Raw genomic sequence first — 19,448 nt, 5'->3', positions numbered from 1 at the left:
ACCCGGCGGATCAGCAGGGTGATCTCCCCGCCGCAGGTCAGGCCGACGGCGAAGGCGTCCTCGTCGCTGTACCCGAACGTCTCCAGGCGCGCCTCGCCCGATGCGATCACCTCCCGGGCCAGCTCGAAGACCGCGCCCTCGACACAGCCGCCGGACACACTGCCCACGACCTCGTCCCCGGGCCCCACCGCCATGGCCGCGCCCGGTTCGCGGGGCGCGCTGTCGCCGACCGCCACCACCGTGGCCAGTCCGAAGGACGATCCGGCCGCGTACCACGCGTGGAGCGCGGGGAGGATGTCACGCATCGTCCGCTCCTCTCGCGTACGGCCACGCCTCTCGGGTCACCTTCAAGGATCCGCCCCGCGACGAGTTTTCGTTGAGCGTTAATACGTTGCCGTCCCGGCCGGCCGCCTGCTGCACTGGCGGCGACACGTTCACCGGAACCGAGGAGCAGCACATGCGCGCACCGTTCATGTCCACCCAGGAAGGAATCTCTCTCATCTCAAAGGACATGACACCCGGTGCATATGCTCAACCTGGGAATCCTGGCGCACGTAGACGCCGGTAAGACGAGCCTGACCGAGCGGCTCCTGCACACGGTCGGGGTCATCGACGAGATCGGCAGCGTCGACGACGGGAACACCCGGACCGATTTCCTCGCGCTGGAGCGGCAGCGCGGCATCACCATCAAATCCGCGGTCGTCTCCTTCGCGATCGACGACCTCACCGTCAACCTGATCGACACCCCCGGTCACCCGGACTTCATCGCCGAGGTGGAACGGGTCCTCGGCGTGCTCGACGGCGTCGTCCTCGTGGTCTCGGCCGTGGAGGGCGTGCAGGCGCAGACGCGCGTGCTGATGCGGACGCTCCAGCGGCTGCGCATTCCCACGCTGATCTTCGTGAACAAGATCGACCGCCGCGGAGCCCGGCACGAGGAGACCCTGGCCAGGATCTCCGAACGCCTCACCCCGGCGGTCGTCCCGATGGGCGAGCCCGGCGAACTGGGCACGCCCGCCGCTCGCTTCGCGCCCTACTCCGCCGCCCGGCTGCGGCCGCGCCTGCTCGACCCCCTCGCCGCGCACGACGACGAGCTGCTGGCCGCGTACGTCGAGGACGGGGTGTCGTACGGACGTCTGCGCGCCGCGCTCGTCCGGCAGACCGGGCAGGCCCTGGTGCACCCCGTCTTCTTCGGATCGGCGATGACGGGCGCGGGCGTCACCGATCTGATCGCCGGGATCCGCGAGCTGCTGCCGGTGGCGACGGCGGACGCCGACGGGCCGCTGTCGGGCACCGTCTTCAAGGTCGAACGAGGGGCCGCCGGGGAGAAGATCGCCTACGCGCGGATGTTCTCGGGAACCCTGCGGACCCGCGACCGCCTGACCCTGCGCGACGGCGAGGAGGGGAAGGTCACCGCGATCAGCGTCTTCGACCAGGGCTCGGCGGTCCGTGAGGCGTCCGTGAGCGCGGGACGCATCGGCAAGCTCTGGGGACTCGGCGCCGTACGGATCGGCGACACCATCGGCGACCCCCGGCTCTCGCCGGCCGGTGGACACCACTTCGCCCCGCCGACCCTGGAGACCGTCGTCTCGCCCGGCCGCCCGGCCGACCGGGGCGCCCTGCACACGGCTCTCACCCAACTCGCCGAGCAGGACCCGCTGATCGGCCTGCGGCACGACGAACTGCGCGGGGAGATCTCCGTGTCGCTCTACGGCGAGGTGCAGAAGGAAGTCCTTCAGGCGACCCTGGCCGACGAGTTCGGCGTCGACGTCCTGTTCCGCGAGACGACCCCGCTCTGTGTCGAACGGCCCCTGGGCACCGGCGCGGCGGTCGAGTTCAACAAGAAGGACCCCAATCCCTTCCTCGCGACCGTCGGCCTGCGCGTCGAGCCGGCGCCGGTCGGCTCCGGCACGGACTTCCGGCTGGAGGTGGAGCTCGGATCGATGCCGTACGCGTTCTTCAAGGCGGTCGAGGACACCGTCGAGGAGACGCTGGGACAGGGACTGCACGGCTGGCAGGTCACCGACTGCGTCGTCACGATGACGCACTCGGGCTATTCGCCGCGCCAGAGCCACGCCCACCAGGGCTTCGACAAGAGCATGTCCAGCACGGGCGCCGATTTCAGGGGTCTTACCCCGCTGGTGCTGACCGCCGCCCTGCGCGCGGCCGGGACCCAGGTGTACGAGCCGATGCACCGCTTCCGTCTGGAGGTGCCGGCGGACACCCTCGGCGCCGTGCTGTCCCTGCTGGCCGGACAGCGGGCCGTGCCGCGGACCACCAGGATCGACGGGGCCTCGTGCGTGCTGGAGGGGGTCCTCCCCGTGGTGCGCTCGCACGAGCTCGAACAGCGGCTCCCGGGGCCGACGCGAGGAGAGGGCGAGCTGGAATGCGCCTTCGACCACTACGCCCCGGTGGCACGGGACGTGATCCCGGACCGCCCCCGGACCGATCTGAACCCGCTGGACCGCAAGGAGTATCTGCTGAACCTGACGCGCAGGGTCGGAGGTTGAGCCGGCCGGCCGCGTCCCCGGCCGGCGCGCCGAGGCGGGTGAAACGCGAAACTTACTCATGAGTCAGAGGTGTTGACGGCTCCTGACCTTCGCAGGATGTTGTGGACATGCCAATACTGCGTGCGCGTCTCTTCGGCGTCCTCGTACTCCTCACCGGTCTCCTCACGGCGGCGGGCACCCGGCCCGCCGCCGCGGACGGACTCCCCGACTCCCTCTGGTTCGACCAGCCGGCCGCCGCAACCCTCACGGTCGCGAACGGCCGCTTCACCGACGGCCTCGGGCGCGAGGTCGTGCTGCGCGGCTACAACGTCTCCGGCGAGACGAAGCTGGAGGAGAACGGCGGACTGCCCTTCGCCTCGGTCGCCGACGCGGTGAGGTCCGCGAGGGCGCTGCGTGCCCTGGGCGGCGGCAACTCCGTCCGCTTCCTGCTGTCGTGGGCGCACGCCGAACCGGTCCGCGGTCAGGTCGACGACGCCTATCTCGCGGCGGCCACCGACCAGATGCGCGCCTTCCTCGACGCGGGCGTCCGCGTCTTCCCCGACTTCCACCAGGACCTCTACTCCCGCCACCTCTTCAACCCGGGAAGCTGGTACTCGGGCGACGGCGCCCCCAAGTGGGCGGTGACCGCCGGTGGTTACCCGCAGGAGTCCTGCGGCATCTGCCTCTTCTGGGGCCAGAACATCACCCAGAACAACGCCGTCAAGGCCGCGCAGTACGACTTCTGGCACAACTCCTACGGGCTCCAGGACGCGTTCCTCACCACGGCCCAGGCCACCATGACGTACGTCCGCGAGCACCTCACCGCGGCCGAGTTCGCGGGAGTCGCGGGCTTCGACCCGTACAACGAGCCCTACGCGGGCAGTTACGACGCGGGCCAGACCAGCCGCACCTGGGAGCGCGACCTGCTCTGGCCGTTCTACGGCAGGTTCCGGGCCCGCATGGACGCGGCCGGCTGGCAGGACAAGCCCGCCTTCGTGGAGCCGAACCTCTTCTGGAACGCCAACATCTCCTCCCAGAAGCAGGAGGGCGGACTGCTCGACGCGGGCCCCTTCGGATCGCGCTATGTGTTCAACACCCACTTCTACGACCAGAAGGCCATCTCGGGCATCCTCATGTGGGGCAAGGCGTCGGACGGCCAGTACGCGAGCGACTTCGCCGCCGTCCGGGACCGGGCCTCGGCCGCCGGGACGACGGCGGTCGTCGGCGAGTTCGGCCATCCGCTCTCCGGAACGGTCTCGGACAAGGCCCCGACCGTCGACAAGGCCATGTACCAGGCCCTCGACTCCCGTCTGCCCGGCTCCGGTTGGTGGACCGGGGCGGCCTCCTCGGGACCGGTCCTGTCCGCTGCCCAGTGGCAGTGGGACATCTACAGCGGCCGTCACCACGAGCTGATGAACGACAACCCGGACAAGGTGCGGACCTCGGGTGACGCCTGGAACGACGAGGACCTCTCCGCCGTGCGCCTCGACGACTCGGGCACGGCCGTGCTGCGCCAGGACGCCCGGCTCCTGGACCGCATCTACCCCGGTGCCACGGCGGGCGCGGCCCTCGCCTTCACCTATGAGGACCGCTCCCGCGACGGCTCCACCACGCTGACCTGGAACCCGGTCCCCTCGACGCTTCCCCAGGTCTCCCGGCTGGTCGGAACGGGTCAGTACGGCCTGCTCGTCTGGCGCTCCGGCGGCGGCTCCGCCCCGACGGAACTCCATCTGCCGGCCTCGTTCCCCACCTCGGCCACGACGGTGGTGTCCGATCTCGGCGCGCTGGTCTCCCCGCCCGCCTACACCTCGGCCACGCCCGTCGCCGTGGCCCCCGAGCCGGGCGGCACCGGAAGCCGCCGCCTCCTGCTCACCGCCTCCGGCCCGGGAACCGTGCACTACGCGCTGGTCACGAACGGGGCGAGCGCCCCGTCCGCCGCGCTGCTGGACGGGGCCCGGTCCGAACTCGCCGCCTGGGCCGCCGCGCGGTTCGGCTGAACGCCCGTCAGCTGCCGTTTGTAACGGTCCAGTTCGCCTCGACATGGCCGAGCCTGACCCGCTGGGGGTGGTCGCCGACCGGCACCGACACGGTCTTCTGCCCGGTGGCGAAGTCGATGGCGGTGACCTGGTCGGCGCCGCTCTCGGAGACGACGCAGTTCTTGCCGTCTCCGCTCACGGTCGCCCAGTACGGCTTGGAGGCGGGGATCAGCGGCCCTTCCTGGAGGGTCGCGCGGTCGACGACCGTGGCGTAGTCGTCCATGGTCCCCGCGACGCACAACGCCGTGCCCGACGGGTTCATCGAAAGGCCGTGGTGGCGCGAGTCGTTGACCCAGGTCGTGCGGTCGCTGCTGGTGGCCGGGTTCTTCGGGAGGGTCTTCACCCGGGTGATCCTGTCGGTGGCCACGTCGTACTCCAGGAAGCCGTTGAAGAACGACACCTGGAAGTAGAGCTTGGACTCGTCCGGCGAGAAGACGGCCGGGCGCACGGCGTCCGAGTAGTCCCTGAGACCGATGGCGTCCAGGCGCTGGCGCATGTCGATCACCTTCACCTGCCGGAAGGTGGCCGCGTCCACGACCGTGATCTTCCGGTCGCCCTTCGTCCAGTCCAGCCAGGGCTCGTCGAGAGCGGTGGTCACGTCACCGATGGCCATGTTCCAGATGTACTTGCCGTCGTGGGTGAAGATGTTCTCGTGCGGCTTGTCGCCGGTGGCGAACGAGCCGAGCTGGCTGCCCGTCGTGATGTCGAGCACGTGCACGGTGTTCGCGGTGGACGCCGACACCGCGACCCGGGTGCCGTCGGGCGAGACGGCCATGTGGTCCGAACGGTAACCCGACACGGGGAAACGCCAGTTGATCCGTCCGGTGGCGAGGTCGATCGAGACCACGTCGGCGAAGCTCGGGCGCGAGACCACCACTGACCTGCCGTCCGGCGTGGAGTACATGTCGTCGACGAACTGGTCGTGTCCCTCGCCGACACCGTTGCGGATGCCCATGAAGTAGACCCACTTGATCGGATCGGCGTTGATCGCCGCCATCCGCTCCGCCTTGTCCGGGATGACGTCGATCCGGCCGACCTTCGCGAAGTCGCCGGTGGACTTGATGACGTCGGCGGTGCCTTCCCAGTTGTTGCCGACGAACATCACCTCGCGCAGGCCGGTGTCGGCGGCCCGGGCGCCGGCCGCGGAGGCGGCGGTCGCCGTGCCGCCGAGGGTGAGCGTGAGGGCCGCGGCGAGCGTGCAGAGGTGTCTGACTCTGAGCACGGACATGGAGGGTCCCTGTCGTAGTGGGGGCGTGCGGGGCAGGACACGGTGATCCGGGGGTGTGCGTCGTGCGCGCGAGGTGCAGCGTGGCGAGAGCATGACAAGCGGAAATCTGAACATGCGCGCTTTCAAAGTGTACTTACTGGAAAGTAAGGACTGGGAGACCTTCTCCACAAGGGCGGTGCACGAGAAAATCGCCGAAGGGGCGAACGCCGGTTCGGTCCGGCGCCGAGGGAGGAACGTGTGGCGGGCAGGCTCAGACAGCCCACCGGCCGATACGGCGGCAGGACGGCCGAGGAACGGCAGGCGGAGCGCCGTCGTCGCTTCCTCGACGCGGGGCTCGAACTGTTCGGTGCCGGTCCCGGATACCGGTCCACGACCGTGGCGGCCCTCAGCGAGGCGGCCGGCCTGTCCACGCGCCAGTTCTACGAGGCGTTCCGCAGCCTCGAGGACGTCCTGGCGGCCCTGCACCTCCAGGTCAACGACTGGGCCGAGCAGGCCGCCCTCGACGCACTCGGCGAGGCCCGCGACCTGCCGCTCGCCGAACGCGTCACCGTCCTCTTCCGCGCCTACGCGGCGAACGTGACGAGCGATCCGCGCCGCCTCCGCATCACCTTCGTCGAGATCATCGGCGTGAGCGCGCGGCTGGAGCAGCAGCGGCTCGCCCGCCGGGCCCGCTGGGTGGAGTTCATCTGCGGCGAGGCGGCGGCCGCCGTCGCTCGCGGGGAGGCGGCCCCGCGCGACTACCGGCTGGCCGCCACCGCCTTCATCGGCAGCGTGAACGGCCTGCTGCACGACTGGAACGCCGGCTGGGTGGACGCGACCCTGGACGAGGTGGTGGAGGAACTGGTCCGCCAGCTCCTGGCGATCCTGCGCCCCGCGGGATGGGGCGCGGACGGCGCCAGTAGCCCGTAGGCGGCCGTGGCGGATCTCGACCCTCACCGGGGCCGCGGGGCCGCGGGGCCACGGAGCCACGGGGGTGGCAGGAGCTGCCAGAGTCGGGGGAGAAGCCATCGCCGCCGGGACCACCACAGCCACAAGGGCCCGCCGTCACCGCCGAGGCCCCCGAACCACCGCCCGGGCCCTCGGGGTGGCTGGGGTGTTCGAGGCGGCGGGTATCGCCGGGGCGGTGGCGGGCCCGGGCTCTTCAGAGGTGGCAGGAGTGTTCGAGGCGGGCGGAGTGCCGCCAGGACGGCTGCGTGCTCGTGCTGCTCGGGGGTGGCCGGGTATTCGGGGCGGGTGGAGTGCCGCCGGGGCGGTGGCGTGCCCGGGCCCTCGGGGTGGCCGGGTGTTCGAGGCGGCGGGTAGCGCCAGGGTGGTGGCGGGCCCGGGCTCTTCAGGAGTGGCCGGGTGTTCGGGGCGGGCGGGGTGCCGCCGGGGCGGTGGCGGGCCCAGGCCCTTCGGGGGTGGCCGGGGTGGTCGAGGCTGTGGGTAGCGCCAGGGTGGTGGCGTTGCCCGGGCCCGTCAGGAGTGGCCGGGGTGTTCGAGGCGGGTGAGTGTCTCCGCGACCGGGGCCACCCCGTCCTCCGTGCGAAGGCGTTCCGCCAGGGCCCGCGCGTTCCGGCGGTACGCGGGATCCGTGGTCGCCCGGACCAGGGCCGGCGCCAGCCGCTCGGCGCGCAGTCCGCGCGGCGACAGGACGCCCGGCGCGACCCCGAGCGCGACGAGCCGCGCCGCCCAGAATCCCTCGTCGAACTGGACCGGCACGGGCACGGCGGGCACTCCGGCCCGCAGCCCCGCCCCGGTCGTTCCGGCCCCGGCGTGATGCACCACCGCCGCCGTCCGGGGGAAGAGCACGGAGTGCGGCACCTCGCCGACGGTGAACATGTCGTCGCCGGAAGCGTGCAGCTCTCCCCACCCCCGCTGGATCACTCCGCGCAGCCCGGCCGCCCGCAGGGCCCGCACGATCTCCCCGCTCAGCCGCCCGGGATCGGGGACGGTCGCGCTGCCGAGGCCCACGAAGACCGGAGCGGGTCCCGCGTCCAGGAAGTCCTCCAGCGCGGAGGGGAGCCGGGCGTCCTCGCTGGTGTACGGCCACCAGTAGCCGGAGACGTCGAGCCCGCGTCTCCAGTCCGGCGGCCGGGGCACCACCAGGGGACTGAACCCATGATGCACCGGCCAGGCCCGCCGCTCACGGGCGCGCCGGGCCGCGACGGTTCCCACGGGCGGCAGGCCGAACTCCTTGCGCAGGCCCCGTACCGTCTCCGCGAAGACCCGCTCGACGGCCAGGTTCACCCCGTACCCGGCGGCCCGGTTGACCGTGGGACCCCAGGAGCTGGCACCGGCCACCGGGGGTGCGAACTGCCTGGTCGGCGCCAGTGGCTGGAGGTGCACGCCCATGCTGGGCAGCCCCAGTCCCTCGGCGACGGCGTAGCCGAGCGGTTCCAGCGAACCGGACAGCAGGAGGACGTCGCCCGCCCGGGCGGCCGCGACCATGCCGTCGGTCAGCCGCCCGGCGAGCGACCGGGCCAGCCCGGCCAGCCTGACGATCTTCCCCGCGCCCGTGACGCTCCGGTGCAGCCGCCGCCCCCGCCCGGACTCCAGCTCGGCCCGCGGATCGACGGGCAGCGGGTGGAACCCCACCCCGGAACCCGTCACCAGGTCCGCGAAGCATCCGTGCGTCACCAGGGTCACCTCGTGCCCGGCCCGCACCAGGCCGTGCCCCAGTCCGGTGAACGGCGCCACGTCGCCCCGCGAACCCGCGGTCATGATCGCTACTCGCACGAGATCCAGTATGGCGAGGTTCGCGCTCCGGTGGCCCGACCCCGGCACGGCCGGGCACGAGGATTCTCAACAAACCGGCCATGGCGCAAAGTTGCTCTGGCTCGTCATCATGGCGAATGATCGAATCGGCGCTCGAACAATTCAGTGGTGGGGGTGGACTGCGTGCGAGCGAAGTCGTACATGGATCTGCATCGGGACATGGCCGCGGACATCGCGGCGGAGCGGAACGCCGCGCTCGACATGCTGGGACCGTCGGCCCTGTCCGTCCGGGCGGCGGTCGCCGAGCTACTGGAGCACCGGACCTTCGCCTACCCCCATTCCGTGCTGCCGATGATCGTCCACGCCGCGGAGACCGGGGAGCCCGGACCGGCCGTTCCGCTGGCCGTCGTCCATGAACTGTGGTGGACCTCCGCGTGCTACCTGGACGACCTCGCCGACGGCCAGGCTGTGTTCGCCGCCGGTGGTCTCCGCGAGAGCGAGGCGCTGCTCGCCACGGTCGTCAGCGGAATTCCCCTTCCGCTGCTCGTCGTTCAGTCGCCGCGGATACCGGAGAAGGTCCGCGGCCCGCTGTCGGCCGAGATCGTGAGCTGCTGGATCGACGCGACCGAGGGGCAGTTGAGGGACCTGCGCGCGGATCTGGGGGCGGCCACGCGCGACGCCGTCGTCACGGCGTATCTGGGGAAGTCCGGCGCGCCCTACAGCATGGTCACCGCCATGGCGGCGCGACTGGCCGGCTGCCCGGACGAAAGAGTCGACCTCTGGCGGGAGTTCGGCAACGTCTTCGGCATCCTGTGGCAGCTCTTCAACGACCAGCAGGACATCCTGACCGGCCGCAACGAAGACCTCGCGAACGGGACGGTCACCTACCTGCTGGCGTGCGCGCTGGAGGACGCCGGGCCCGCTGCCGCGGGCCGCCTCCTCGAACTGCACGCCGCCGGTCGCCGCTCGCCCGACGCCTGGGCGGAACTCACCGGCATCCTGCTCTCCCCGGACGTGCTGCGCCGGTACGAGGAGGACATCAGCGTCTTCACCGAACGGGCTCACCACCTCCTGCGCGAACTCGGGGGCGACCCGGCCTATTCGGCGGTGCTGCACGACTTCGTGGACCGGGCCTCCCCGATGCTTCTCAGGTCGGTGGAGCCAGCCGCCCGGGCGGTCACGCCCCGGCTCTGACCGCGACGTCGCGGCCCGGACGCCGGCCCGCGCGCGAGGCCGTGAGTCAGCGAGGCCGTGAGTCAGGGAGGCCGTGAGTCAGCGGGGCCGGATGCGCAGCCGGCGGGGGGACCGGGGCGCCGGAGGGCGCGGCTGAGAACGCGCGGTCCGCAGGAGCGAGTCCAGCAGGGAGGCGGACACCCGCAGGCCCGCCGCACGGACTCCCGTACGGCGGCGAGAGCGGTCGGGACGGGAACGACCCATCGCCGCGCCCGCGGAGAAGGTCCAGGTCAGACGAGACGTGACCTGGACCTTCGGCCAGTTTCTCCCTACTCGTCCCATGCCTGTACCAGCGTCTGTTCGACGATCTTGCCGTCGCGCAACGACATCATCGACGTGCTCATGACCCGCACCCCGTCCGCGTACACGCACGTCTCGGTGTAGGCGACGTGGTCGCCCTGGACGACGCACTGGTCCATCTTGTGCGTCATGTCCCGGCTGTAGACGTCGTTGAGCATCTCGGCGATCTCGGCGCGGCCGTGCTTGACCATCGGGTGACTGGGCTGGGTGTTGCGGTCGACGATGCGCAGTTCCGCGTCGTCCGCGTAGAGCGACAGCAGATCTGCCGCAGTGTGTCCTTCAATGCCCCGGCGCAGCGCCTCGGTGTCGAAGGCGGGGGCTGCCGCTGTGCCCATGGTGACCTCCTCGGGAAGGCGCGGACCGGCCACGAGCCGACCGCGAAGCGCCTCAGTATCGAGCGTCCTCCGCCTCGCGGCCCACGGCAAACGCAGGCGCCCGATGCGCCTCTCGGGTGAGCGCGGGTGCCGGGCCGTGTCCGCCCCGGGGCCGCGGCCGTTGCTGATTGCATGATCTCAACACGACGTATCGTCGCCGCCGTTGGTCTCGCCGTCGGCGTCACGGGGCTTGCCGCGCCGATGGCGGCGGCCGCGGGCTCCGAGGCTCACGACGCCGGCAAGGTGAGCCCCATGGCCACGCTCGACTCGCTCGCGACGAGCGACATCCCCGCCGCACACCAGGGCCAGCTGCCGATGCCCTCCCGCCAGCTCGCGGGACTGAACGGACTGTACGAGCTGAACCAGCTGCACCAGGTGACCGACCTCGCCGCCCCGGTGACCGGCCTGCTCCCGGGCATCCAGGCCTAGAACCTGTCCGGCCCTTCCCGTCCGCCCCGCGACGTCATGCCCGCACTCCCGGGCGCGGGCGACGACGGCCGCGGCCGAGGGCCGTCGGCCGGCAGCCGTGGGGTCTCCGGCGGAACCGTGACGTTCCGCCGGAGCCCCGGGCATGGCGGGGCGGACCTGGTGCCCTCGCGGATCACCCCGTCTCCACCCGTCCGCGTACCGCCGTGCGGAACGCGATGGGGGCCTGGCCGGCGCGCTGGTGGAAGTACTTGGCGAAGTTCGTGGCGCTGGAGAAGCCGAGCCGGTCGGCGATGCGGGCGGCGGCCAGGTCGGTGTGCGCGAGCAGCCTCTTGGCCTCCAGGATCACCCGGCGGTCGATGAACTCCTTGGCGCCGATCCCCGCCGATTCGAGGGCGGCCCGGGACAGGGTGCGGGCCGAGTAGCCGAGGGTGAGGGCGTAGTCGTCCACGCGCCGGGTGCGCACGAAGTCCCGCTCGACGGCCGCGCGGAAGCGAAGAAAGGTTTCGCTTGTTCCGGTGGCCGGGGTGTCGGCCCCCTCCAGATGGGCCAGGCGCAGGATCAGCACGTCCAGCAGATGACGCAGTACGGTGCCGTGCGCGTCGCGGGGCAGCCGCCCGGGTGCCCGGAACTCGTGCTCCAGGTGCTCGGTCGCCACCCGCAGCGAGGCGGCCGCCCCGTCCCGCGGGGTGCGCAGCACGCGCGCGTGCGGATCGTCGAGCCGGGCGGCGCGGACGGCGGCCACGCCGGGGAAGTCCCGCTGGAAGGCGATCAGGGTCCCCTCGGCCCGCGTGAGATCTCCCCACTGCAGGACCTGCCCCGGGCGCGTCCACAGCCAGGAGTCCCGCCCGACGTCATGGGCGGTGAAGTCCACGGTCTGGCGCAGGCTGCCGGAGACCAGCGTCAGCACCTGGTGGAAGCCGGGGCGCTGCGGGACGCCGAGGTCGGTGCCCTCGGCACGGGTCCGGGCGCGCAGCGCGGCCAGCGAGATCACCTCCAGGCCGGCGGGCGGGCCGGCGGGGGCCGCGGAGATGATCCCGGGGAGGGGCCGCCGGGCCGGGTCTCGGTTCTTGACCATGATCAGTCGCCTGCGTATCCGGGTGGGACGTGCTCGCCGCCCGGCCGGAGCCGGCCGTGCGCGGACGACCGCCCCCGGGGCGGAAAGAAGGGCATCACGATAGAGGAGAGCCGGAGCGTCGCCAAGGAAACCCCGCGGATTTCTCCGTCGCGGCGCGGCGCGGTGACGGCCCGGCGGTCACCCCGCGCCGGTCACGGCCCGGCGGTCATCCCGCGGCCGCGAGGTGGCCCGGCGGTCACCCCGCGGTCGCGAGGAACTGGGTGGCGGCCAGTTCGGCGTAGAGCGGATCCGCCGCGACGAGTTCGCGGTGGGTGCCCACGGCGCGGACGCGGCCCGCGTCCATCACGACGATGCGGTCGGCCGTCGTGACGGTGGACAGCCGGTGCGCGACGACCAGCACCGTGGTCGTACGGGCCACATCGGCGACCGTGTCGCGCAGCGCCGCCTCGTTGACCGCGTCGAGCTGCGAGGTGGCCTCGTCCAGGAGCAGCAGCCGGGGGCGGCGCAGCAGGGCCCGTGCGATGGCGACGCGCTGGCGCTCGCCGCCGGACAGCTTGGTGCCGCGATGCCCGACGAGGGTGTCCAGGCCGTTCGGCAGCCGGGACACGAGGCCGTCGAGGCGGGTCGTCCTCAGCACCCGTGCCAGTTCGCCCTCCTCGGCCCCCGGATCCCCGAGCAGGAGGTTGTCGCGCAGCGAGCCGGACAGCACCGGCGCGTCCTGCTCGACGTACCCGATGGCGGACCGGAGCCGGGGCAGCTCCCACTCCTCCAGCGCGCGGCCGTCCACGCTGATGACTCCCGCCTCGGGCTCGTAGAACCGCTCGATGAGCGAGAACACGGTGGTCTTGCCCGCGCCGGACGGACCGACGAACGCGGTGAGGCCCCGGGCCGGGACGGCGAACGTCACACCGTGGTGGACGTACGGCAGATCGTCGGCGTAGCGGAAGCGGACGTCCTCGAAGGCGAGCGTCGCGGGTTCCGCGCCCGGTGCCGGCAGCGGGGCGGGCGGGGCGGCGGGTTCGGCGGGCAGCCGCAGCGCCTCCTGGATACGGGCGAGCGCGGCGGCACCGGCCTGGTACTGCGTGACCGCGCCGACCACCTGCTGGATCGGTGACATCAGGTAGAACACGTACAGCAGGAAGGCGACCAGGGTGCCCACGTCGATGGCGCCGGTCGCGACCCGGGCGCCGCCCACCGCGAGGACCGTGATGAAGGCGACCTGCATCGCCAGACCGGCCGTGTTCCCGGCGGCCGCCGACCAGCGGGCCGCCCGCACGCTCTGCCGCCAGGACTCCTCGGCCGCCTCGTGGACGTTCCGCTCCTCACGGTCCTCGGCGCCCGACGCCTTGATCGTCCGCAGCGCGCCGAGGGTCCGCTCCAGGGAGGCCCCCATCACCCCGACCGCGTCCTGGGCCCGTCTGCTCGCCCGGTTGATGCGCGGCAGGATCACGCCGAGCACCGATCCCGCGCACAGCACCACACCCAGCGTGACGCCGAGGAGTACCGGGTCGACCAGGCCCATCATCACCACCGTCGCGACGAGAGTGAGGCCGCCGGTGCCGAGGCCGACCAGCGAATCGGTCGTGACCTCGCGCAGCAGGGTCGTGTCGGAGGTGATGCGCGCCATCAGGTCGCCGGGCTCGCTGCGGTCCACGGCGGGTATGCGCAGCCGCAGCAGATACGAGGAGAGCGTCCGCCGCGCGCCCAGCACCACCGACTCGGCGGTGCGCCGCAGAACGTACGAACCCAGCGCGCCCACGGCCGCGTTGGTCACGACCAGGGCCGCCATGCCGAGCAGGGCCCGTCCGATCGGGCGGTCGTGCGACAGGTCGTCGATGAGCCCGCGCGCCACCAGCGGCAGCAGCAGACCGGTGGCCCCGGTCGCGAGTGCCAGCAGCGCGCCCCCGAACAGGGCTCGGCGGTGCGGTCGTACGTACCCGAGCAGCAGGTGCCACGCGGGCACCTCGGGCTCGGCCTCGGTCAGGCTCACGGTGCTCCTCGCGGGAGTGGGGACGGGCACTCAGGCTACGTCGGCGGCCCGGACGGACCGGTCCCGACTGCCCCCGCTCCGCGCCGACTTCAGGACACGCGTTCCTCCAGTGCCGCGAGGGTGGCGTCGAGGTCCGCCGGACGGGGCCGGTTGTGCGGGAGCTTCGCGAGCATCGCGGCCATGCCGCAGGTGTCCGTGAGCGCCGAGAAGACCAGGCCGCCCGCGACGCCGGCGGAGAGCAACCGCCAGCCGGGGCGCAGGAGTCCGAGGCCGAGACCGGTGAGGACGACGGTGCCGGCGGTGAACCGGACCTGGCGTTCCATGGACCAGCCGGCCCGTGCGGTGGCGGCCGGGCGGTGCAGTGCGTGCCCGCGCTCCGCCCAGGCGCCGGTGCCGCCGGTGAGTGTGGCCGCCGCCACGCCGTGCTCGGCCAGCAGGGCGCAGGCGTTCGCCGAGCGGTTGCCGGAGGCGCAGACCATGAGCAGTCCGGTACGGGCCTTGCCGAGCGCGGGCAGCGCGTGGCGGAGCCGGTCCAGCGGGACGTTCAGGGCGCCCGGCAGGTGGCCGGAGGCGTACTCGCCGGGGGTCCGGACGTCGATGACGGTCAGCTCGCCGAGGCGGGCGCGGGCCTGGTCGACGTCGAGGGAGACGGGGGTGTTCATGGGGAGTGTCATCCTTGCTCTTCGGAGGTACCCCGCGAGGGCGGAGTAAGATACCCCTAGGGGTATGGACTGAGGAGTGTTCGTGGAACTGGAACTCGCGGGTGACGAGCTGAAGTCGGTGCTGAACCGGCTGCGCCGGGCGCAGGGACAGATCTCCGGCGTGATCCGGATGATCGAGGAGGGGCGCGACTGTGAGGACGTGGTCACCCAGCTTGCCGCCGCCTCCCGCGCCCTGGACCGGGCCGGTTTCGCGATCATCGCCACCGGACTCCAGCAGTGTCTGACCGACGTCGAGAAGGGCGCGGCGAACGGTGAGACCAGCGAGCAGATGCGGGCCCGGCTGGAGAAGCTCTTCCTGTCGCTCGCCTGAGCCTCACAGCACGACGTCCAGCAGCATCAGCGCCGCCACGGCCAGCAGGGCCCAGGCGAAGATCCGCTGAAGCGTGCCGCCGGACAGCCGGGCCGCGAGCCGCTTGCCGTCCCACGCGCCGAGGACGGCGGCCGCCGCGAACGGCGCGACGACCGCCCAGTCGATTCGCTGGGCCGATCCCGCGCGGGCGAGCAGCGCGGCGAGCGAGTTGGCCGTGATCACCAGCAGGCTGGTGCCGACGGCGGCCCGCATCCGCAGACCCACGACGTTCACCAGGGCCGGCACGGCGAGGAAGCCGCCGCCCACCCCCAGGACCCCGGTCACCGCGCCGAGGCCGGCGCCGGTCCCGGTGATCCGGCCGGTCCCCGCGGGCGCGGCTCCCGCCCCGCCGGCCGCCGGCCGGAGCATCCGGAACGCCGCCAGGCCTGCGATCAGCGCGAACGCGCCGGTCAGCACGGCCGGCGGCAGCAGTCCGGAGACCGCCCCGCCCAGTGCCGCGGGGACCAGCCCCGCCAGCGCGAACAGCGCTCCGGCACGCCAGCGGACGGTGCCCTCCCGGGCGTGCGCCGACAGCGCGGTCGCCGAGGTGAGGGTGACGATGACCAGACTCGCGGTGGTGGCCGCCGAGGGCGTGAAGCCGAGCAGGTAGATCAGGGCCGGCACGGTCAGCACACTGCCGCCCCCGCCCAGCGCCCCGAGTGCGATCCCGGTCACGGCCCCGGCGACGAGCGCGAGGATCAGAACACTCACGCCGAGGAATCCTCGAACACGCCGCCTGCGGCACCGGGGCCGTCGGGAGTGGGAGCCACCGGACCGGAGACGGCCGTGGGGGCGACGGGGCCGGCGGAGGCTGCGGGGGTGACCAGGCCCAAGAGAGCGCCGTGTTCGTCGTCGGGAGCGCCGGCGGCAGCGGGAGTCGCCGGGCCCGTGGAGGCCGCGACGGTGGCCGGGTCCGCGGGAGCGCCTGAGGCGGCGGCGCTGTGGGCCGGGTCGGTGGATCGTGTCATCGGCAGGCCGGATGTGGCCGCCGTGGCGAAGGTGTCGTCGATGGCCACGACGTCGCGGCCCGTCGCGTCGAGGAGTGAGGCGGCGACGGCGGCCCGCATGCCTCCGGCGCAGTGCACCCAGACGGTTCCGTCGGGTATCTCGCCGAGCCGGTCGCGCACCTCGTGGACGGGGATGTGCACCGACCCCGCGATGTGCTCGCCGGCCCGCTCGGAGTCACGTCGTACGTCCAGGACCACGGTCTCGCCGGGGGCGTACACCTCGGCCAGTTCGGCGAAGCCCGCGCGCCGGAAGGCGCGCGGCCGTTCCCCCTCGCGCAGCCAGTCGGCCGGCGAGCCGACCGCCGCCGCGGCCGGACGGTCCACGCCGACCTGCACCAGCTCGCGCTGCGCGCGGGCGAGCTGCTGCGGGGACTCGGCGAGCAGGGTGACCGGCTTGCCCCAGGGCAGCAGCCAGGCCAGATAGACGGCGAGCTGCCCGTCCGCCTCGAAGTTGACCGCTCCGGCGACATGCCCCGCCGCGAACGCGATCCGGCTGCGGAGGTCCACGACCCATTCGCCGGCCGCGAGCCGCGCGGCGATCTCACCCGCGTCCGCGGGCGCGGGCGGGGTCAGATCGACGGGGGCAGGGCCCCCGGCGTTGGCGGGGCCCATGTGGGCGTAGTACGCGGGCACGTCGTCGAGGGCGGCCAGCAGGTCCGCGACGAACGTGTCGACGTCCTTGACCAGGGCCTCGTTGCCGGCGCGCTCGCGCCCGACGGTGGTCGTGTCGCCGTCGGCGGTCCCGGCGGAGCAGAAGCTGCCGAAGCCATGGGTGGGCAGGACGGCGGTGTCGTCGGGCAGCTCCGCGGCGAGCCGGTGCGCCGACGCGTGCTGCGCCCGGGCCAGCTCCCCGGTCAGCCGCGGCTCCACCAGGTCGGGCCGGCCGACCGTGCCGATGAGCAGGGAGCCGCCGGTGAAGGCCGCGACGGCCCGCCCGTCCTCCCGGAGGACGTACGAGGTGTGGTGCGGGGTGTGGCCGGGTGTGGCCAGCGCCTCCAGGGTCAGCCCGGCGTCCACGCGGACGCTGTCGCCGTCGGCCACGGGCACCCGCTCGAACGCGACACGGGCACCGGCCGGGACCAGGTACGCGGCCCCGGTGAGCCGGGCCAGCTCCAGGCCGCCGCTCACGTAGTCGTTGTGCAGGTGCGTCTCGACGACGTACGCGATCCGCACGCCCCGCCGGGCCGCCGCGGTGATCATCCGCTCTACGTCCCTGGGCGGGTCGACGGCGACGGCGGTGTGCGGACCGCCGGCCAGATAGCTCCGGTTGCCCAGGCCCGCCACCTCGATGGTGTCGACGAAGAACACGGCAGCACTCCTCTCCCGCGGGAAGCCCGAAGGCTTCGCGGCTCGGTGAAAATTACCCCCGGGGGTATTTCAACCGTAGCAGAGGTACCCCCGGGGGTATCTGGGAGGAGGTGCCGGTGTGCCTCCGGGGGTATCCGCGGCGAGGTGCCGGGGTGCCCTCGGGGGTCTCGGAGACGAGGCGCCGGTGCGCCCCGGTGCCGGGCGAGGGCCGCGGGCGGTGGCGCGGCCGGTGGGCGCGAGTGACCGTCCGCGGCGCCCGGACCGGAGCCGCCGCGGGCCACCTGGCCTTCTACCGGCTGGTCACCCCGTAGGGTCGGTCGATGGAAGGTCCATCCAGCGAAGGGCTTACTCACATGGCGCAGGAAGTACGGGGCGTGATCGCACCGGGCAAGAACGAGCCGGTGCGCGTCGAGACCATCGTCGTGCCCGATCCGGGGCCCGGCGAGGCCGTGGTGAAGATCCAGGCCTGCGGGGTCTGCCACACGGACCTGCACTACAAGCAGGGCGGCATCAACGACGACTTCCCGTTCCTGCTCGGCCACGAGGCGGCCGGAGTGGTGGAGTCGGTCGGCGCCGGTGTCACCGACGTGGCACCCGGCGACTTCGTGATCCTCAACTGGCGTGCGGTGTGCGGACAGTGCCGCGCTTGTCTGCGCGGGCGCCCCTGGTACTGCTTCAACACCCACAACGCCAAGCAGAAGATGACCCTCAAGGACGGCACCGAACTGTCCCCGGCCCTCGGCATCGGCGCCTTCGCCGAGAAGACGCTGGTCGCGGCCGGACAGTGCACCAAGGTCGACCCGGCGGTCTCCCCGGCGGTCGCCGGACTGCTCGGCTGCGGAGTGATGGCCGGCATCGGGGCCGCCATCAACACCGGCAACGTCGGCCGGGGCGACACCGTCGCCGTCATCGGCTGCGGCGGCGTCGGCGACGCGGCGATCGCGGGCTCCCGGCTCGCCGGCGCGGCGAAGATCATCGCCGTGGACATCGACGACCGCAAGCTCACGACCGCCGAGAAGCTCGGCGCGACGCACACCGTCAACTCCCGTTCGACGGACCCCGTCGAGGCGATCCGGGAACTCACCGGCGGCTTCGGCGCCGACGTCGTCATCGAGGCGGTGGGCCGCCCCGAGACGTACAAGCAGGCCTTCTACGCCCGCGACCTCGCCGGCACCGTCGTCCTGGTCGGCGTGCCCACCCCCGACATGAAGCTCGAACTCCCGCTGATCGACGTCTTCGGCCGCGGCGGCGCGCTCAAGTCGTCCTGGTACGGCGACTGTCTGCCCTCCCGCGACTTCCCGATGCTGATCGACCTGCACCTCCAAGGACGCCTGGACCTGGGCGCGTTCGTGAGCGAGACGATCGCCCTGGACGACATCGAGGCGGCCTTCGAACGGATGCACCACGGCGACGTGCTGCGCTCGGTGGTGATGCTCTGATGACCGCGCGCATCGAACACCTGGTCACCTCGGGCACGTTCGAGCTCGACGGCGGAACCTGGGAGGTCGACAACAACGTCTGGATCGTGGGCGACGACCACGAGGCCGTCGTGATCGACGCCGCGCACGACGCCGACGCCATCGCGAAGGCGGTCGGCGACCGCCGCCTGCGCGGGATCGTGTGCACCCACGCCCACAACGACCACATCGACGCCGCCCCCGCCCTCGCGGAGCGCACCGGAGCCACCATCTGGCTCCACCCGGACGACCTGCCGCTGTGGAAGCTCACCCACCCCGACCGCATGCCCGACGCCTGGCTCCAGGACGGGCAGGTGATCGAGGCCGCGGGCACCGACCTGACCGTGCTGCACACCCCGGGCCACGCCCCCGGTGCGGTCTGCCTCTACGACCCGGGCCTCGGCACGCTCTTCTCCGGCGACACCCTCTTCCAGGGCGGCCCGGGGGCGACCGGCCGGTCCTACTCCCACTTCCCGACGATCATCGAGTCCATCCGCGACCGGCTGCTCACCCTGCCCGCCGACACGGTTGTCCGCACGGGACACGGCGAGACGACCACCATCGGAGCGGAGGCCCCGCACCTTCAGGCGTGGATCGCGCGCGGTCACTGAGGCCCGTCGCCCTACGGCGGTCGCGTCCGTCCGTCCGTTTCCGCCGCGCGGCGGAACGGCGGCGACGCCACACACATACCTGACAGAAGATGTCCGGCTTCCGCGAGACGCTCGGAGAAGCCACGGGCGAGCGCCCGTGGACGCTA

16 protein-coding genes and 1 pseudogene are annotated in these 19,448 nt (G+C 72.7%); 8 read left to right on the top strand and 9 right to left on the bottom strand.

Going from position 1 to position 19,448, the window contains the following annotated elements:
* Positions 1-83: 83 nt before the first annotated feature.
* A pseudogene (locus ACFYYF_RS02430) lies at positions 84-305 on the bottom strand (XdhC family protein); the annotation flags it as partial.
* A gap of 216 nt (positions 306-521) precedes the next feature.
* Here ACFYYF_RS02430 and ACFYYF_RS02425 point away from each other — a divergent pair.
* Positions 522-2,507, top strand: a complete 1,986-nt coding sequence (locus tag ACFYYF_RS02425) for a GTP-binding protein (protein ID WP_388770490.1) — start codon at positions 522-524, stop codon at positions 2,505-2,507.
* Between the two features lie 107 nt (positions 2,508-2,614).
* Entirely contained in the window at positions 2,615-4,483 is a 1,869-nt protein-coding gene (locus ACFYYF_RS02420; protein ID WP_388770488.1) for a cellulase family glycosylhydrolase, read from the top strand.
* Positions 4,484-4,490: 7 nt separating this feature from the next.
* Here ACFYYF_RS02420 and ACFYYF_RS02415 read toward each other — a convergent pair whose 3' ends face one another.
* A complete protein-coding gene (locus tag ACFYYF_RS02415; protein WP_388770485.1) occupies positions 4,491-5,750 on the bottom strand; it encodes a YncE family protein in 1,260 nt (419 codons plus the stop codon).
* Between the two features lie 237 nt (positions 5,751-5,987).
* Here ACFYYF_RS02415 and ACFYYF_RS02410 point away from each other — a divergent pair, with 237 nt between their 5' ends.
* On the top strand, positions 5,988-6,659 hold the full coding sequence (locus ACFYYF_RS02410; RefSeq protein ID WP_388770483.1) for a TetR/AcrR family transcriptional regulator: 672 nt from the start codon (positions 5,988-5,990) through the stop codon (positions 6,657-6,659).
* Between the two features lie 549 nt (positions 6,660-7,208).
* Here ACFYYF_RS02410 and ACFYYF_RS02405 read toward each other — a convergent pair.
* Complete coding sequence (locus ACFYYF_RS02405) at positions 7,209-8,453, bottom strand: glycosyltransferase (protein ID WP_388771532.1); 1,245 nt, start codon at positions 8,451-8,453, stop codon at positions 7,209-7,211.
* Positions 8,454-8,648: 195 nt separating this feature from the next.
* Here ACFYYF_RS02405 and ACFYYF_RS02400 point away from each other — a divergent pair, with 195 nt between their 5' ends.
* Positions 8,649-9,641 (top strand): polyprenyl synthetase family protein, encoded by a 993-nt coding sequence (locus ACFYYF_RS02400; protein WP_388770480.1) that lies wholly within the window; start codon positions 8,649-8,651, stop codon positions 9,639-9,641.
* A 308-nt stretch (positions 9,642-9,949) separates the two neighbouring features.
* Here the strand turns inward: ACFYYF_RS02400 and ACFYYF_RS02395 are convergent, their stop codons facing one another.
* Positions 9,950-10,315, bottom strand: coding sequence for a nuclear transport factor 2 family protein (locus tag ACFYYF_RS02395; protein ID WP_361675274.1), 366 nt, complete (start codon positions 10,313-10,315; stop codon positions 9,950-9,952).
* A gap of 171 nt (positions 10,316-10,486) precedes the next feature.
* On the opposite strand from ACFYYF_RS02395, the gene ACFYYF_RS02390 reads away from it, so the two are divergent.
* Positions 10,487-10,783, top strand: coding sequence for a hypothetical protein (locus tag ACFYYF_RS02390; protein WP_388770477.1), 297 nt, complete (start codon positions 10,487-10,489; stop codon positions 10,781-10,783).
* A 172-nt stretch (positions 10,784-10,955) separates the two neighbouring features.
* Here the strand turns inward: ACFYYF_RS02390 and ACFYYF_RS02385 are convergent, their stop codons facing one another.
* From ACFYYF_RS02385 to ACFYYF_RS02375, 3 genes are all read right to left on the bottom strand, one after another.
* Positions 10,956-11,858 (bottom strand): helix-turn-helix transcriptional regulator, encoded by a 903-nt coding sequence (locus tag ACFYYF_RS02385; RefSeq protein WP_388770475.1) that lies wholly within the window; start codon positions 11,856-11,858, stop codon positions 10,956-10,958.
* A gap of 235 nt (positions 11,859-12,093) precedes the next feature.
* Positions 12,094-13,842 carry an ABC transporter ATP-binding protein gene (locus ACFYYF_RS02380; RefSeq protein WP_388771530.1) on the bottom strand — a complete coding sequence of 583 codons (1,749 nt, stop codon included), beginning with the start codon at positions 13,840-13,842 and terminating at the stop codon, positions 12,094-12,096.
* 95 nt (positions 13,843-13,937) lie between these two features.
* Entirely contained in the window at positions 13,938-14,510 is a 573-nt protein-coding gene (locus ACFYYF_RS02375; RefSeq protein ID WP_388770473.1) for a rhodanese-like domain-containing protein, read from the bottom strand.
* An 82-nt stretch (positions 14,511-14,592) separates the two neighbouring features.
* Between ACFYYF_RS02375 and ACFYYF_RS02370 the strand changes: the two genes are divergently transcribed.
* A complete protein-coding gene (locus tag ACFYYF_RS02370) occupies positions 14,593-14,880 on the top strand; it encodes a metal-sensitive transcriptional regulator (protein ID WP_361675259.1) in 288 nt (95 codons plus the stop codon).
* 3 nt (positions 14,881-14,883) lie between these two features.
* On the opposite strand, the gene ACFYYF_RS02365 is transcribed toward ACFYYF_RS02370, so the two are convergent.
* The gene (locus tag ACFYYF_RS02365) at positions 14,884-15,630 is read right to left on the bottom strand and encodes a sulfite exporter TauE/SafE family protein (RefSeq protein ID WP_388770470.1); all 747 of its coding nucleotides are present in this window, start codon (positions 15,628-15,630) and stop codon (positions 14,884-14,886) included.
* Entirely contained in the window at positions 15,627-17,234 is a 1,608-nt protein-coding gene (locus tag ACFYYF_RS02360) for a rhodanese-like domain-containing protein (protein ID WP_388770468.1), read from the bottom strand. Before ACFYYF_RS02360 ends, ACFYYF_RS02365 begins: the two co-directional genes overlap by 4 nt.
* A 353-nt stretch (positions 17,235-17,587) precedes the next feature.
* Between ACFYYF_RS02360 and ACFYYF_RS02355 the strand changes: the two genes are divergently transcribed.
* Complete coding sequence (locus ACFYYF_RS02355) at positions 17,588-18,673, top strand: S-(hydroxymethyl)mycothiol dehydrogenase (RefSeq protein ID WP_388770465.1); 1,086 nt, start codon at positions 17,588-17,590, stop codon at positions 18,671-18,673.
* Complete coding sequence (locus tag ACFYYF_RS02350; protein WP_388770463.1) at positions 18,673-19,302, top strand: MBL fold metallo-hydrolase; 630 nt, start codon at positions 18,673-18,675, stop codon at positions 19,300-19,302. The genes ACFYYF_RS02355 and ACFYYF_RS02350 overlap by 1 nt, the downstream gene beginning before the upstream one ends.
* Positions 19,303-19,448: the final 146 nt, after the last annotated feature.

Source organism: Streptomyces sp. NPDC001914, from assembly GCF_042891215.1.
Lineage (GTDB): Bacteria > Actinomycetota > Actinomycetes > Streptomycetales > Streptomycetaceae > Streptomyces.
Note: the sequence above shows the minus strand (reverse complement) of the source record. Positions and strands in the feature narration are given on the sequence as shown.